Origin of the sequence: Nostoc sp. DedQUE08 (assembly GCF_034530895.1) — a bacterium.
GTDB lineage: Bacteria > Cyanobacteriota > Cyanobacteriia > Cyanobacteriales > Nostocaceae > Nostoc.
Window position 1 is genome coordinate 1 of record NZ_JAVRCD010000102.1, and the last position, 15,771, is coordinate 15,771.

The 15,771-nt window shown below is 42.5% G+C and carries 10 protein-coding genes; 8 read left to right on the forward strand and 2 right to left on the reverse strand.

Translation table 11 applies throughout. The annotated features are described in order from the left end of the window. Nucleotides 1–11: 11 nt before the first annotated feature. The 5 genes from RMY64_RS35310 (at nucleotide 12) to hetR (ending at nucleotide 9,479) form a co-directional block, all read left to right on the forward strand. Entirely contained in the window at nucleotides 12–770 is a 759-nt protein-coding gene (locus tag RMY64_RS35310) for an efflux RND transporter periplasmic adaptor subunit (protein WP_322702521.1), read from the forward strand. 161 nt (nucleotides 771–931) lie between these two features. Next, nucleotides 932–1,990: a zinc-dependent dehydrogenase gene (locus tag RMY64_RS35315; RefSeq protein WP_322702525.1), complete on the forward strand. Its 1,059-nt coding sequence runs from the start codon at nucleotides 932–934 to the stop codon at nucleotides 1,988–1,990. A 228-nt stretch (nucleotides 1,991–2,218) separates the two neighbouring features. Beyond that, nucleotides 2,219–3,478 (forward strand): inorganic phosphate transporter, encoded by a 1,260-nt coding sequence (locus RMY64_RS35320; protein ID WP_322702522.1) that lies wholly within the window; start codon nucleotides 2,219–2,221, stop codon nucleotides 3,476–3,478. A gap of 795 nt (nucleotides 3,479–4,273) precedes the next feature. Then, on the forward strand, nucleotides 4,274–6,676 hold the full coding sequence (locus RMY64_RS35325) for an EamA family transporter (protein WP_322702523.1): 2,403 nt from the start codon (nucleotides 4,274–4,276) through the stop codon (nucleotides 6,674–6,676). A 1,903-nt stretch (nucleotides 6,677–8,579) separates the two neighbouring features. Continuing rightward, on the forward strand, nucleotides 8,580–9,479 hold the full coding sequence (hetR, locus tag RMY64_RS35330; protein ID WP_094349731.1) for a heterocyst differentiation master regulator HetR: 900 nt from the start codon (nucleotides 8,580–8,582) through the stop codon (nucleotides 9,477–9,479). 797 nt (nucleotides 9,480–10,276) lie between these two features. Here hetR and RMY64_RS35335 read toward each other — a convergent pair. Further along, the gene (locus RMY64_RS35335; RefSeq protein WP_416211843.1) at nucleotides 10,277–10,948 is read right to left on the reverse strand and encodes a hypothetical protein; all 672 of its coding nucleotides are present in this window, start codon (nucleotides 10,946–10,948) and stop codon (nucleotides 10,277–10,279) included. Nucleotides 10,949–11,560: 612 nt separating this feature from the next. Between RMY64_RS35335 and rpsD the strand changes: the two genes are divergently transcribed. Beyond that, nucleotides 11,561–12,169, forward strand: a complete 609-nt coding sequence (gene rpsD, locus RMY64_RS35340) for a 30S ribosomal protein S4 (protein ID WP_069071263.1) — start codon at nucleotides 11,561–11,563, stop codon at nucleotides 12,167–12,169. 333 nt (nucleotides 12,170–12,502) lie between these two features. Here rpsD and moaA read toward each other — a convergent pair whose 3' ends face one another. Further along, nucleotides 12,503–13,489 (reverse strand): GTP 3',8-cyclase MoaA, encoded by a 987-nt coding sequence (gene moaA, locus RMY64_RS35345; RefSeq protein WP_322702524.1) that lies wholly within the window; start codon nucleotides 13,487–13,489, stop codon nucleotides 12,503–12,505. Nucleotides 13,490–13,774: 285 nt separating this feature from the next. Between moaA and RMY64_RS35350 the strand changes: the two genes are divergently transcribed. Both RMY64_RS35350 and RMY64_RS35355 read left to right on the forward strand, forming a co-directional pair. Beyond that, complete coding sequence (locus RMY64_RS35350; RefSeq protein WP_322674727.1) at nucleotides 13,775–14,806, forward strand: hypothetical protein; 1,032 nt, start codon at nucleotides 13,775–13,777, stop codon at nucleotides 14,804–14,806. Between the two features lie 60 nt (nucleotides 14,807–14,866). Next, nucleotides 14,867–15,583, forward strand: a complete 717-nt coding sequence (locus RMY64_RS35355; RefSeq protein WP_322674728.1) for a Uma2 family endonuclease — start codon at nucleotides 14,867–14,869, stop codon at nucleotides 15,581–15,583. Nucleotides 15,584–15,771 lie beyond the last annotated feature (188 nt).

Sequence of the window (15,771 nt, forward strand, 5' to 3'; positions counted from 1 at the left end):
TATGTTAGCGTATGATACCCGCTAACTACTCTCCCACACCTTTTTTCGTTCACCCTCTTGCAGCTATTAATTCCCAGAAAGCTAACATTAATGCGTTTATTGCAAGTAGGAGTGTTAGTCAATCAGATTTACAACGGATAACTGCTTTACAAACATTCAAACAAATTGTTGCCCCTTTTGCGGGTGTAATTACTGCTCGCAACATAGATTCAGGAGCTTTAATTTCTGCGGGTAGCAATAATAATAGTGGAAATTCCTGGTTATTTAAGATTGCTCAGACAAAGAATTTACGTATCCGAATTAGTGTTCCCCAGGCTTTTGTGCAATCAATTCACCCTGGACAAAATGCGCTTGTTCGCGTTCGTGAGCTACCAAAAAAATCTTTTTCTGGTAAAGTTATTCGGACTGCTGATGTCTTGGATGCTACTTCTAATACCCTTTTGACTGAAATTGAAGTACAGAATTCAGAGAATGTATTGCGTCCTGGGATGTATGCTGAAGTGACTTTTAAGACTGAACGTGCTAACCCACCTTTATTAGTACCAGCTAATACCTTAGTGATTAATGCAGATGGTATACAAGTAGCCACTGTGACGAAGCAAAAGAAAGTTAAGTACCAGAAAGTAGAGCTTGGACGAGATTATGGTACTGAAGTTGAAGTTGTTTCTGGTTTAAGCCCTAATGTTAGGTTAATTACTAATCCTACGGATGCTCTCCAAGATGGTAAATCGGTTCAGATACTTGCATCTAAGCATAAGACTAAGAATTGAATTTTGAATTTGGAGCGTACCCCATCTCTACGGGACGCTCTGCGAATGGGGAAGCAAGCGAGGTGACTGGGGTTACAACAAAGTAAAGTTAACCGATAATAAATAGCTTAACGTTGACGACTAATGCTACATCTAGTATGGTTGAGCGGGGAAAAACCAACGTGAAAGCACAGGTATTTAGAGGCGTTAATCAACTGTCTTACGAAGATATTCCAGTCCCAACTGTGGAATCAGATGAAGTGCTGGTACAGGTGCGGGTTGTGGGATTGTGTCAGTCAGATATTAAAAAAATTCGTTATCCACTTTATGAACCGCCGCGCATTTTTGGACATGAAACTGCCGGCACGATCGCAGCAATAGGCAATAATGTCAAAGGTTGGCAAGTTGGACAACGGGTAGCAGTGATGCACCACATCCCTTGTATGCGTTGCGCCTATTGCCTAAATGATAATTTCTCGATGTGCGATGTTTACAAAAACATTTCCACTACCGCAGGCTTTAACGCCAGTGGTGGCGGTTTTGCCGATTATGTCAAAGTACCCGGACATATTGTAGAAAATGGTGGGTTGATTCCCATCCCTGATAATATCAGTTTTGAAGAAGCGAGTTTTGTAGAACCAACTAACTGCTGTTTGAAGGCAGTGAGAAAAGCTCAAATTGCTCCAGGACAAACTGTATTAGTTACTGGGGCTGGGCCAATTGGGTTAATGTTTATCATGTTGGTGAAGTATTTCGGAGCAAAAGCGATCGCTACTGATTTACTACCCTCTAGAATTGATAAAGCCTTGAGTGTCGGTGCAGAAGCGGCTTTTGATGCTCGCGATCCCGATTTATCTGCCAAAATTCATGCCTTAACTGGTGGACTAGGCGTTGATGTCACCTTGCTGGCGGTTCCGAGTGAGAAAGCTTTCTTTCAAGCACTTGATAGTACCCGCAAAGGCGGTAAAATCTTGTTTTTCGCCGAATTTCCTGATGAGGTGGAAATTCACATTAATCCGAATATCCTCTACCGTCGAGAAATTGACTTGATCGGTAGTTATAGCTCATCTTATCGGCTTCAGAGTTTATCAGCTGATATTGTATTTAATCAGCGAATTGATGTAAAAGCGTTGATTAGCGATCGCTATCCATTAAAAGATTTATCAGCAGCTGTGGAAGTTGCGATCGCACCCACACCGGATACTTATAAAATTTTAATTTATCCGTCAAAGGAAGATTAGGGAGATGGGAGAGTGTTAAAACTAGAAGTTTAAAGCTCAGAGGTTCACGACGAAGCTCAGAGGTTCAACGACGAAGTTCAGAGGTTCAGCGACGAAGCTCAAAGGTTCAATGATGAAGCTCAGAGGTTCAGCGACGAAGCTTTGGGGTTCAACGACGAAGCTCGGAGGTTCAGCGACGAAGCTTTGAGGTTCATCCTCATCTCTCACTCTCCCCTTGTCCCCAACAAAATGCTTATTACCCTACTTTTCGTAGCCCTACTCGCTTTCTATGTCGCCTGGAATCTTGGAGCAAACGATGTCGCTAATGCGATGGGAACCTCTGTCGGTTCCAAAGCTGTCACTCTCAAGCAAGCACTAATAATTGCTGGAGTATTAGAGTTTACGGGTGCTGTGTTATTTGGACATGAAGTAACGGAAACTCTCGCAACGAAAATTGCTAATCCCGCTTTATTCGCAGCTACACCCCAAATATTCGTTATTGGGATGGTAACGGTACTAATTTCTTGTGGTGTGTGGTTACAAATTGCTACATCACGCGGTTTACCAGTCTCATCTTCTCATGCGGTTGTTGGTGCGATCGCTGGATTTAGTTGGGTAGCTTTGGGAGTAAATGCAATTGATTGGCCATCAATTGGCTTAATTACCATTGGCTGGGTTTTAACGCCGTTAATTAGTGGTGCGATCGCCGCTTTATTTTACAGTCAAATCAAGCACTGGATTTTAGATCGACCCAATCAAGTCGTCCAGTTACAAGAGTGGATTCCCTGGTTGAGTACTCTCCTGCTAGGTGTATTCGGCGTGATTGTCTTACCATCACTCACAGAACCGCTAACCAATTTTGTAATTGAGCAAGTTGGTTTTACAATCCCTGCTTACGACATCCCGCTTTTAACAGGTGCAATCGCAGCCGTTGGACTCACAATCATTAGTTGGCGACAATTGGGAGATTTGGGAGACAAGGGAGAAATACTCCCTAATCCCGTGGAAAGATTATTCGGTCGATTTCAACTACTAAGTGCTTGCTTTGTCGCCTTTGCTCACGGTTCTAATGATGTGGGAAATGCGATCGCTCCTTTAGCTGCGATCGTTTACATCAATCGCACTGGTAGCGTACCTACTGATGGTATAACTATCCCCCTTTGGATTTTAATCCTTGGTGGTGCTGGTATTGTTGGTGGTTTAGCTGTCTGGGGAAAAAAAGTCATTGCTACCATTGGCGAAAACATCATTGCCTTGCAACCCAGTAGTGGATTTTGTGCCGAGCTGGCAACTGCTACCACCATCCTCATCGCCTCCCGACTAGGTTTACCAGTCTCCACTTCCCACGCTCTCGTCGGCGGTGTCGTTGGTATTGGACTAGTGCAAAATCTCAAGTCGATTAAGTTTGAAACACTAAAAGGTATTGCTGCCGCATGGCTAATTACAATCCCTGTGAGTGCTACCCTTAGCGCTGCCATTTTCAGCATCGCCCAGATTTTATTCTTCTAAAAATCATTAATATTTTCCAAACTTTTCCTCTATTGGAATTTACACAAAGCAAAACCCAGACTGCAACAACGCCAAAAAAAGCGTGCTTTTGCAGAATTGCTGCTCATTCATTAGAATGTTGTGCAGGGGATAACGTAACTTAGAATTTCCACAGAAGGATACTTTAATCCCCGTTTAGAGATATAAACTGTCACACCAGTTACATTCCACACAAATTTACAGTTAGTTTCGCAAGTCAGACAATTTGGTGGGGATATCTAGCGACGAGTTGCCTACGCACACGCATCTGTGAATCTTTGACAATTATTATTGGCAGCAAAACAATAAATATTTATTTGGAGTGAGATTTCTTTAAAAGTAAAATTTCATTGGCAAATAATTTATGAAAATTAAACTGACCAAAAATAAAAAAGTCTTTATTTAAGCGACTTCCAGGCGTGGCGATCGAAAATCCTTTCGGGTTGGGCAATCCCCTAGACTCTCTAGCGTCGCTAACTATGGGAATCGCCATCGCTCTTAGCGTCTCCCCTTGGGAGAAGACGGGTGCTACCTCATCAAAATTCCAAATCTAATGGTTAAATACTTATCAATGTTGAAGAGAACACGGTGTAGTAAGCTGTATGGCAAACTTAGGATGCTTTGCTAACTTGTGTTCAGTATGACAGAATTACGTTGAAATGCGGAAGTGCTGTTAAAATTTTTAATTTATCTGACAAAATACAGGAAATTAGGATGACCGCCAATAAAGTGTACGGGAAGCAGCTTTATCGTCAAAGTATTAGAGGTTAGAAGCTAATGGGGCGATTCGAGAAGCAACCAGAAAACCCAAGAGTCAGAGGGGAGCTATCTAGAGCAGCAGAAAATGCTCTTTGGGCTTTAGTTGAAGACTTAGAAAATCTTCAGCAGAATGTCCTCAGAGGCTTGCAGGAAGACGTAAAGCGGCTTCAGTCAGAAAAAAATCGGTTATCTGATGAGATTCAAAGCTTGGTAGAGGAAAAAGAGCATTTACAACAAGTGCGCCAAATCACCGAGCAGCAAGCGTTAATTCGGCAACTGGCAGAAGTTCTGGCAAAGCATATATCTTCACAACTGCAATCCTCTCTGGCAACTTTAGCTAATCAAAGCATAGAGGGCAAATCTTACGAACAAGCGGCGTTGAAGTCTGCTGAAGTGAGCAGCAATGTAGTCGGTGAAATCAATGAAAAAGTCGAACATATGTTTGACAGTCTCGATGACACCGTTACTGTTACCTTTAATTCCTTACAACAGGAGCTGAAGAACTATCAAAGTAATCTTTCCCAACAGTTGTCACGGATGTATAGCCAGCAGCAGCAAGGGGAAACGATTTTGGCGGAGTTTGTTAACCGCCTGCATGGAGAACTAGAAAAAACTATAGAAGAAACTTCACGTAAATCAGCAACAGCAGGTATACCTACTGTTTTGCAGTTTACGGAGCCAGAAAAAAACAGTTCTGTTGAAACATCCTTACCAGAGTTTGAGCAAGTAGTAAGAAATTCCCTTGAGCCAATTTCCCCGATCTCCAATCAATTTTCACCAAGGGAAACAACATTAGAACCGCCGATTGTTAAAGAAAACACCGCGCCTCCAATTTCTTCTCCCAGCAAAAATTTATCGGTAAGGGAAACGACATTAGAGGCGCCGATTGTTAGAGAAAATACGGCGAATCCAATTTCTTCTCCCAGCAAGGATTCGTCGCCAAAAGAAACAACATTACAGCCGCCGATTATTAAAGAAAACGTCGCGAATCCAATTTCTTCTCCCAGTAAGGATTTGTCGCCAAAAGAAACAACATTACAGCCGCCGATTATTAAAGAAAACGTCGCGAATCCAAGCAAGGATTTGTCGGAAAGAGAAACGCCATCAGAATCTACTGCGGCTGTAGTTCCGCCACCAAAGGATAATGCCACCGAGCCAATTTCTGTTCTCAATCAGGAATCGCCGGAAAACGAAACGAAATCAGAGTCTTCGATCGCATCTGTGCTACAGCCAAGAATAATCCGACCTTCTCTCAAGATTCCTACTGAACCACTTTCTGTCCGCCGTAAGAACGTATCGCAAAGCAAAGCTGAACCCTCATCGACCACTGCGTCAGAACCGCAGGTGAAAGCAAAACCCCTACAATCGCGATCGCCTAATTCTTCTAGCTCATCGACACTCAAAATCGGTTTGTTTTTGATCGTCTTATCGGCAGTGGTATCGTCGCTTTACAACGTAGCCATCAAGGTGATTTTCCACGAAGGTTCCCAGATTTTTGGAGTATTAGAGGTAGAACAATTGCTACCGCCGACTTTGGGCAATACTCTGTTAATTTTGACGCTACGGTTTATGGTAGTCGTACCATTAATGGTACTTTTGTCTCCGATATTGCATCCAAGACTGTGGCAAGACTTGGAAAACTTGTCTGCTTCAGTCCGAGGAAATGCTACACCTGCCAATGCAGCTACCAAGCAGATTTTGGTGTTGTCAATTGTGAGTGGGTGCTTTTTGTTTTTATCTCAGGTACTAATCTATATTGCGATCGCTCAAATCACAACTGGAATGGCGATCGCACTGTTCTTTATCTATCCAATGGTTAGCGGTCTATTTTCGTGGTTTCTGTTTCGCGATCGCCCCACTCTATTCCGCATCGCCGCGATCGCCGCGATTTGCTGCGGTGAATTGTTGGTTTTAGGGGGTTCTCCCAGCATCGGGATCGGTAATACTTCAATGGGAAGCAGCACTGCCATTCTTTCGGGTGTGGCTTTTGCTGCCTACATAATTCTGACGCGAGTCTGTGCTAGCAAACTCCATCCGGTGACTTTTACTTTAATCAACTTCACTACCATGTTGTTGTTGAGCTTTATCTGTTTGATGCTACCTTTGCCAAGCAGTTGGAATTTGGTAGTAGTTGACCCCTCGAAAATGTTGGAATTGGTTTTAAGCGCGTTTATTTTAGGCGTGCTGACCCTTGCAGGTTATTTGCTCAATAATGTTGGTATTAGTAAACTAGGTGCCTCGCGATCGGCGCTCATCGGTGGTAGCATCCCAGTTTTAACCGTGATTTTCGCTGGGTTAATCATTCAAGAAAATTTGGATATTGTGCAAATTCTGGGAGTGTTATTTGTAACCTTTGGCGCGGCAGCTTTCAGCTTTGAAACAATGCGAAATCAGGTTAAACCCTCTAGTCCCACGAATTAAATGGCGAGTTCAATCAGCTTAAGAGTGATAGGAGCTACTTTACTCCCCATCACTCTCAGCATCAATCCTGACGCTAATGTGACAAACAAGATCCCCGACTTCTCAAATAAGTCGGGGATTTAAATTTTTACGAATAATTTCAGAATGCTGTATAGGTGCAGATAAGACTTAATAGATCGGCAAGCAGTATTCAGAATAAATCGACTTGTAATATATTTTTAAGAATTTAGCCTGATACAGGTAGGGAAAACACGTATATGTAAGCAATATGAGTAGTACTGACTCCAGCAATTGGGCACAAGTACTTGCTCAGAGAGAAGATTCGCAAGGAGTTAAGACTATTGCAGCATATTTTGGAACTAAGAGATGGAGAAGTCGCAGAAATGCTTAGAGGAACTCATTGTTTCAAGCCAAACGTACTTAATTGATATTAGGCGGTGAACCTACCTATTTTTCCAGTATGGGAGGCAAAGTAAGTGGGCAAGAATAGACTAACTTATGTTAAGCAATGTAAATTACATGAAATTGCCTTGTAGTGAGGACTAAAGCCCTTATCCTTTGGTTTTATTTGTCCCTAATGGGGAAGTTTATCAGACCGCACTAAGTCACTACAAATCTTTAATTATTCACACCCACTTACTAATTTTGTTTTGTAAGATGGTATCTTGATTTCTGTCGTTTTATACAAGCTCACTGAATCTGCGATCGCCAAAACACCCAGAAAAAGAAGCTTTTATCGTACCTTACTACGGATTATCACTCTTTTCTCGCAACCAACTATCTACGTAATTTAAGCCTCTGAAATATATAAAATAGCGAGGTAAAACATACTTAAAAGTAGCCAATAAATTAGTTAAATCATGAAAATTTAAAATTCTTTCATGAAAGAATTTTAAATTTATGGCAAAAAACTTTTTAAACAATCATCGGATAGAACCCAAGATGTTTTATTATATGTATGGCTATTAACTAATTTTTCGGTTATTAGCACGAGCAGCAAAGCCTTATAGATACGCGATTTAGTTGGGAATAATCGCGGCTTTTTGTGTCCAATCATCATATAGAAAATAATAAATAAAACTGGGATTTAGGGGAGATATAAAATATCATCAAACCTTGATTTAAGCAAAATATAAAATATTTAAATAGTCATCATTTATAAACTTTAAAATGCATAATTTTATTTCAAAACCAAAAAATAGTGATATGATGAGGAACAATATTTGAAAAACAACAGGTATTTTGAAATTGGAATTATTTGCTCTACTTGATGTCTATTATTTTCCCTCAAGCCAACGGCTGATACTGCCGAGACATCACTGGAGGTTGTGAACGGAATGATAGTTTACAACGGGCTGTATAGCTCAACCTCTAAATTTGGCTACACCTGGTAAACGATTTGTTTTGAGACAATTCCCAATTATTTCTAGTCAATTGTGTACTACAAATAACTCGCCAAAGTTGCATAAAAGCATCTTTTTCTAGTAACAGATATCCCAGATTAACTGCGTAAACTAGTTTTTATTCTGAGTCGGCATAGCGCCATCATTCGGTGTATGCAGCTTGACGTTGTTGCTCTTGAAAGATGAAAAAAACCAGAAAACTGAAAGGCTTTGGAGATTAATTGCAGCATAGTTGACTGTTGGGACATAAACCACCGTTAAGCTATATTTGGTGGTGTCTCTAATTTTCCGGTTAGATGCTCCAGACAGTTATACTCACAACTACTTACTCTGCTTTTTTAGCAGGAAATATGCGAAAACGGTAGTTTCCGCTACCACCGATATCATCGTTATCGCATACTAATATAGTTTGAAGTAAAGACAGCCTTCAGCCAGGTGTATACTACCTAATTCTCACTCGATTAAAAATTTTGTAAACGTGCTATTCAATTGTCTGTAATATGAGTAACGACATAGATCTGATCAAACGTCTTGACCCCAGTGCGATGGATCAGATCATGCTTTATCTGGCTTTTAGTGCCATGCGGACGAGTGGGCACAGGCATGGGGCATTTTTAGACGCAGCCGCAACAGCAGCAAAGTGTGCAATTTACATGACCTATCTAGAGCAGGGACAAAACCTGCGCATGACAGGGCATTTGCATCACTTGGAGCCAAAACGAGTAAAAATTATTGTAGAAGAAGTCAGGCAGGCACTAACAGAAGGCAAACTGTTAAAAATGCTGGGTTCTCAAGAACCTCGCTATTTAATTCAATTGCCTTATGTCTGGCTAGAAAAATATCCTTGGCAACCGGGGCGATCGCGTGTTCCTGGTACTAATCTGACAAGTGAAGAAAAAAGACAAATTGAGCAAAAACTGCCCAGTAATTTACCTGATGCTCAGTTAGTTAGCTCCTTTGAGTTTCTGGATTTGATCGAGTTTTTACACAAGCGATCGCAAGAAGACTTGCCACCAGAACACCAAATGCCTTTGAGTGAAGCTTTGGGTGAGCATATTAAGCGCCGTCTGCTTTACTCAGGAACGGTAACACGGATTGATTCTCCTTGGGGAATGCCCTTCTACGCGCTTACCCGTCTTTCTTATACCCCAACAGACGATGAAGAACGTACACACATCACCGTGGAAGATACTGCTCGGTATTTCCGCATGATGAAAAATTGGGCAGAACGGCGACGAAATGCCATGCGCTTGCTGGAAGAACTTGACATCCTCCCAGAAAAAATGGATCAGGCTATGGAAGAATTGGACGAAGTTATCCGTGCCTGGGCAGACAAATATCATCAAGACGGTGGTATTGCAGTGGTTTTACAGACAGCTTTTGGTGAAAGAGAAGACTAGTACAACTAACTGTGCAAACTGTGCAAAATCCTAAATTCCCAAAGCTGAGAAACTGACGTGAGTTCAACTAATCTCTCTCCAACTCCTCTTTGCGTTGGAGAGGAGAATTATAATCGTTTTTCATTTATTTGAATGAAATGCTTACCTAGTCAGTGGACACTTTGGGAACAGTGCTAGGTATCGTATGCCCACAAGTGGCAGAAGTGCTACGGAAGTTTGTCCTAGCTAATAGAACGTTTGACGAAAGTTGCATTAGCGTACAATCCGCCTAAAAGTTCGCATGATATCTTTGTAGTCTAGATAATACCAGATGTTGACATCATTGAGAAGGGCAAAAGGACGGCTTTTTTGGGCGAGGTAGAGAAACTTCTGCAACCTTTTGATGATGATATAAAGACCAAAGTAAGAAATATAGTAACTAATGTAAATATTACTGTCATTGCCTAACCAAAGCTATACAGTCAGCAAAGGTAAATTAACGTGAGTTCGACAAGCCCTTTTTTGACCTCTCCCCCAACCCCTCTTGGACACCCAGAGGGGAGCCAAAACCCTAATTTCTCGTTGCTCCTCCCTTTCCCCGTGGGAGAGGGAGGTTGTCCGGGAGAGGTTCATCGAACTCACGTTAAATTATCCAGTCAGGTTGAAGCATTGTAAATATATAAGGTTGGGTTTCGCTGTTGCTCAACCCAACCTACAAATTAAAATCAGATAATTTATTTTTTGGTAGTCCCTGAATCAGGGTGGCAAATAGCCACTCTAAATTCAACCTGTATATCAATTACACAAAGCACTGTAATCTAATTAGTGCCCGGTTGAGTTGGAATAACTGGTTGAGTTGGAATAACTGGTTGGGTTGGAACAACCGGTTGGTTTGGAAATGGGGTAGTTTCTAAACTTGGACTTGAACCCGCAGGAATTATCGTTGGCGGTGTAGACGAAGATGAAGCACCGATAACACTATCATCAGCACTGATACAAGTATCTAGCGCTTGAGTAGCGGGAAAGTCGATTTGGCTACGCAAGCCAACCACACACTGACCAAAGCGCACGGGTAACAAACTGCGTCCACAATAATCTAAAACTGTTGGATTAGCTTCTTCTTTAGTACTTAAGCTGACGCCAACTACACAGGTTGCTAACTCTTCAGGACGCCGGGCCTTTCCACAAGAATAAAGCGCATCCGTTGCAGCAATTTGGGTTTCCTTATCAATTTTCACCACGCAAGCAGCCAAATCTCTTGGACGCAATGCTGCTGCACAACCTGCTGATGCCGCTTCTGCCTTTACACCCACACTCAAGAGGCGACCCGCACAGACACTATAATCATTTCTGTAAGAGGCAGCGACAGCCACATTAGGCAAGATTGCTAAACATCCAGCTATAGCCAAAACTGGTAATGTTAAAATCCTGGAGGTGGAACTGCCTTGTTTGTTCTTAACTCTGCTAACCACTTTTTTGCTCATTGACATTGCCATTCTCCAAACACCCAAAGTTATGCTAACTCAAATATCTTAAAAATCCTCTGTAATCTAAGAATTTCAGAGGTAGTAAGCTGTTACGCAAAAAGAAAAGCACATCAACTGGTGTTCGCGCAGCATCTCCTTCAGGAGAAGTTGTCCTAAGTCAATTGTCCTTAGTAAACACAAATGACTAATGACGGTCTACACGGAGTTTGTGCAATATGTAGGCGCGTTAGCTTCAAGTATAGACATAATTAATTATGTCGAAAATTGTGTTAATATAGCTGTTTGAAAGATAAGTAGGCAACGTAAAAAGTATTTCAGAGTAAGAATACTGCGTAAACCAATCTGATGATTGAGTAGCCTACGAAACTAAATAAACACAAAAAACTTATTGGCAGGAGTACGGCGTGACAGGTCGGAATTCAGGCTTGGAGGCTAGTTTGTCGGGTTTACCGATTAAAAGCAACTGGCGCAAAAATCGATGCGTCTACCTTGGTGAGATACGTCTTACCTCGGTAAGCAGCTTCAAAAAACCAAGAATCCCCTGATTAAAAATTAGGGGAATGTCAAAATTGAATGTTTCGGTAAAGTTTAAACAGGATTAGATTAAGGAAACTCATGTCCCGATATAGAGGGCCCCGCCTCAGAATTGTCCGCCGCTTGGGCGACTTACCAGGATTAACTCGTAAAAGTGCCAGACGCGCTTACCCACCTGGGCAGCATGGCCAGAATCGCAAGAAGCGCTCTGAGTATGCTATCCGTCTAGAGGAAAAGCAAAAGCTCCGCTTCAACTACGGTTTGACTGAAAAGCAATTGCTCCGCTATGTGCGGAAAGCCAGACGTGTTACTGGTTCTACCGGACAAGTGCTGCTGCAATTGCTAGAGATGCGTTTGGATAATACCGTTTTCCGCTTGGGTATAGCCCCGACTATACCAGCAGCTCGTCAACTGGTAAATCACGGTCACGTCACTGTTAACGGTCGTGTGGTGAATATTGCCAGCTACCAATGCCGTCCTGGGGAAACAATTGCAGTCAGAGATCGGGCACAATCCCGGAAGTTGGTGGAAGCGAACTTGCAATATCCTGGTTTGGCTAACCTCCCCAGTCATTTGGAATTTGACAAAAATAAGTTGGTTGGTAAAGTCAACAGCGTTATTGAGCGCGAATGGGTGGCACTACAAGTTAATGAACTACTTGTGGTGGAATACTACTCACGACAAGCTTAAATAGTTGGGAGTTAGGAGTTATGAGTTAGGAGTTGCAAGACGATAATTCCTAACTCCTCACTTTTTACTCCTAACTTCTTTCATCCGCCAATTTGCGACATGGTTATGAATTATGAGTTATGAGTTATAAGTTATGAGTTATGAGTTGAAGAAACTTATTTATTCAAAACTTTTAACTTCTAACTCCTAACTCCTCACTTTTAACTCCTAACTTCTTTCATCCGCCAATTTGCAACATGGTTATGAGTTATGAGTTATGAGTTGAAGAAACTTATTTATTCAAAACTTTTAACTTCTAACTCCTAACTCCTCACTTTTAACTCCTAACTTCTTTCATCCGCCAATTTGCGACATGGTGCGGGTATATGCACCTGAAATGCCAGAATCGCGCCCTTTAAAGTTAATTTCTGGTTTGATTCCGAGTAAATGTCTCACCTGCTCTTGTAATTGAGCGGTGCTGACACCAGAACGCAGGGCAGTTTTTAAATCTATTTGACCAGTTTCATTTAATAAACAGGGGCGCAGCCAGCCATCGGCACTTAGGCGCATCCGATTACAACGATCGCAAAAACATTCTGACATCTGACTAATAAATCCTAGTGTCCCCTTCGCATTGGGAATTTGAAAGACATCAGCAGGGCCAGCACCACGAACTTGAGCTTCTGTCAAGCCCCAGCGATCGCGAATACGTTCTCGTAAATCGGCTGAAGATACCCAACCGCGATCGCCAAACAAATGCACATTACCAATGGGCATAAATTCAATAAATCGAACGTGCCACTGTTTATCAATTGTCAGGGCGGCTAAATCAAGAACTTCGTGGTCATTAACGCCAGGAATCACCACCACATTCAGCTTCAGGGGGTCGAATCCGACTTGATGGGCAGCTTGAATCCCATGCCAAACTTGTTGCCAACGAGAACGCCCCTGATTACCAATAATTTGGTCAAAAATATCGGGATCGAGAGAGTCAAGACTAATATTAATTCGTCGCAGACCAGCATTATAGAGGTTTTGTGCCATCGGAGCCAGCAAAAAACCGTTAGTGGTCATTGAGAGGTCTTGAGTTTGGGGTAAAGTTGCGATCGCACCGACCAAATCCACCACACGCGGACGCAACAAGGGTTCTCCCCCAGTCAAACGAAATCGGGTAAAGCCTACTGGAATAAATACCTCTTGAATTAAGGTGAGTAGTTCTTCATCAGTCAATAACTGTTGCTTGAGAATATAATCCAGTTCTACTCCCTCTGGCATACAGTACTGACAACGAAAATTGCAGCGATCGATTAAGCTAATGCGGAGGTAGTCTACCTGGTTCATCGTTTTATTTTTATTCTCTCTAATTAATTAAAGACTTTACAAAGGTGGTTTAGGGACTTTCAAGAAATAAATTATCCAATTTCACGCCCATCAAAACGACTTTCTCTCCCCCTGCTCCCTGCTCCCTGCCCCCTGCCCTAAAAGCGATGGGATTTTTTTATTTGGAAGTCCCTTACCCCTTCCTACTATCTTTGTTGTAACTCAAAATACCGTACTCCCCCTTAAGTGAGAGTCCACAGATTGTGGCATAATAAGCCGATCGCATCCACTAGTTAGTCATCAATCGTGCAAGATACCGACTCCATCAACGACCTTGCTGCTGCTTTACAACAGCCAGCCGATATCAGCTTTGAACTGCCCGATCCAGAAGATGAACAGATTCTAGAGTCAGATTTTCAACAGCAGCTAGAAGTAGCTTGGCAGGTATGCGATCGCTTTGATTTGCAAACTGAAATCTGGCGGGGGCGAATTTTACGGGCGATTCGCGACAGAGAAAAAGTGGGTGGTGACGGCCGCGGTACTGGCTTTCTCCGATGGCTAAAAGAGCGAGAAATCAGCAAAAGTCAAGCATACTCTTGGATTCAACTGGCGAATAGTGCCGATACTCTGATTGAAGACGGTAAACTTGACCCCGGATCTGTGAATAACTTCAGTAAACGGGCATTTGTCGAAACCTCCAAAGCAGTCCCAGAAGTGCAACAGATGGTGAGTGAAGCTGCCCAAAAAGGCGATCGCATCACAAGGCGGGAAGTGCGTCAACTCAATGATGAATGGACAGCCATGTCCTCAGATTTATTACCCGAAGCAGTTAAAGAAAAAGCAGCAGATAACACCCTTCCCCCGCGCTACATTGCCCCTTTGGTGAAGGAAATGGAAAAACTGCCAGAATCGCATCAAAAGTTTATCCAAAAGGAAATAGCTGCCAATCCTGATGTGGATACCCTGAAACAGGTAACTAGCGAAGCGCGTAACTTGGCGAAATATCTCAAAGGGGCGGCTCAAGTTCAGGCGTTAACACAGGAGAATGTTGATATTGAAACAGCCTTAGAAGAAGCCCAAAGAGTCGGCTGTTTGAGCATTGCTGCTGATTTGGTAAATCAAGCATCGCAAATTGAACAAACGATCGCTAAATTGTACATGACTTGGAAACGAATCGGTAATTTAGCAGATCGATTATATGTAGATACTGGTGCAAGTACACCCAACTTGCGATCGCTCCTCACCTGCTTGGAGCCTCTGGGTGGTGAAATCATGGAATTGCAACTTAGTGGTGCGACTGAACACACTGTTCGTTTGCAAATTCAAGAGACAAATTAGGGAGTGGGGAATTAAGAGTTGTGCGACATAATAGCAATAACCACCTGACTCCAGGTTTCTATGTCAACAACTATCATTGAACCCATTGTCACTTGGGAAAAGTTACCTGATGACTTTCCTTTACCCGATGAGCCTGTGGATAATATTAGTCAGCCAGCGATCGCATTTGCCTTAACTGAAAGCTTGGAACTGGCTCTTTTAATTCAGCCTCAGATACTCATTGGTACAAATTTTGGAATTTGTGCAACTGTAGATGGCAAGTTGGTAATTAAAGCCCCGGATTGGTTCTATGTCCCTTCTGTGTTACCGACAGTTCCACTAAACCAAAACCGTCGTAGTTATACCCCGAAGCTAGAAGGAGAAATTCCGGCGATCGTCATGGAATTTTTGTCAGAGACAGAAGGTAGTGAATACTCAATTAAAGCTAAGTACCCACCTGGTAAGTGGTACTACTATGAACGCATTCTTCAAGTCCCCATCTATGTAATTTTTGAACCAGAGGCGGGGTGGGTGGAAGTCTATCAACTTAGTGCTTCAGGGCAATACGAACTCCAGCAACCGAATCAGGATAGACTGTATTGGATTGCTAACATTGGACTGTTTTTAGGAATTTGGCAGGGTGCGAAAGTAAATCGCACTGGATATTGGTTGCGCTGGTGGGATGAAACTGGTCAATTGCTGCTGTGGGGAGCAGAACGCTTACAACAAGAGCAGCAATTGCGATCGCGTATGGCCGCAAAGTTACGAGAATTAAACATTGATCCAGAGACAGTTTAACTTATAGCCGTTTTATGCTCTTTTTGAACCACAATCTCCTCTAGGGGCACACAGCTAGTTATGCGCCCCTACCCTATGGTTTTATTTGCTATATCGGCGTACTCATTTGTTATTTCGGCGTACCCATTTGTTATTAGGACTTACGCATTGACAAGGTTGCCAAGAAGTGAATTCAGGGAAAACAAGGA

What these genes read in the sequence shown, in the direction of transcription:
- RMY64_RS35310 (WP_322702521.1), top strand. Translation starts at nt 12, where the DNA reads ATGATACCCGCTAACTACTCTCCCACACCTTTTTTCGTTCACCCTCTT.
- hetR (WP_094349731.1), top strand. Translation starts at nt 8,580, where the DNA reads ATGAGTAACGACATAGATCTGATCAAACGTCTTGACCCCAGTGCGATG.
- RMY64_RS35320 (WP_322702522.1), top strand. Translation starts at nt 2,219, where the DNA reads ATGCTTATTACCCTACTTTTCGTAGCCCTACTCGCTTTCTATGTCGCC.
- RMY64_RS35325 (WP_322702523.1), top strand. Translation starts at nt 4,274, where the DNA reads ATGGGGCGATTCGAGAAGCAACCAGAAAACCCAAGAGTCAGAGGGGAG.
- rpsD (WP_069071263.1), top strand. Translation starts at nt 11,561, where the DNA reads ATGTCCCGATATAGAGGGCCCCGCCTCAGAATTGTCCGCCGCTTGGGC.
- RMY64_RS35335 (WP_416211843.1), bottom strand. Translation starts at nt 10,948, where the DNA reads ATGTCAATGAGCAAAAAAGTGGTTAGCAGAGTTAAGAACAAACAAGGC.
- RMY64_RS35355 (WP_322674728.1), top strand. Translation starts at nt 14,867, where the DNA reads ATGTCAACAACTATCATTGAACCCATTGTCACTTGGGAAAAGTTACCT.
- moaA (WP_322702524.1), bottom strand. Translation starts at nt 13,489, where the DNA reads ATGAACCAGGTAGACTACCTCCGCATTAGCTTAATCGATCGCTGCAAT.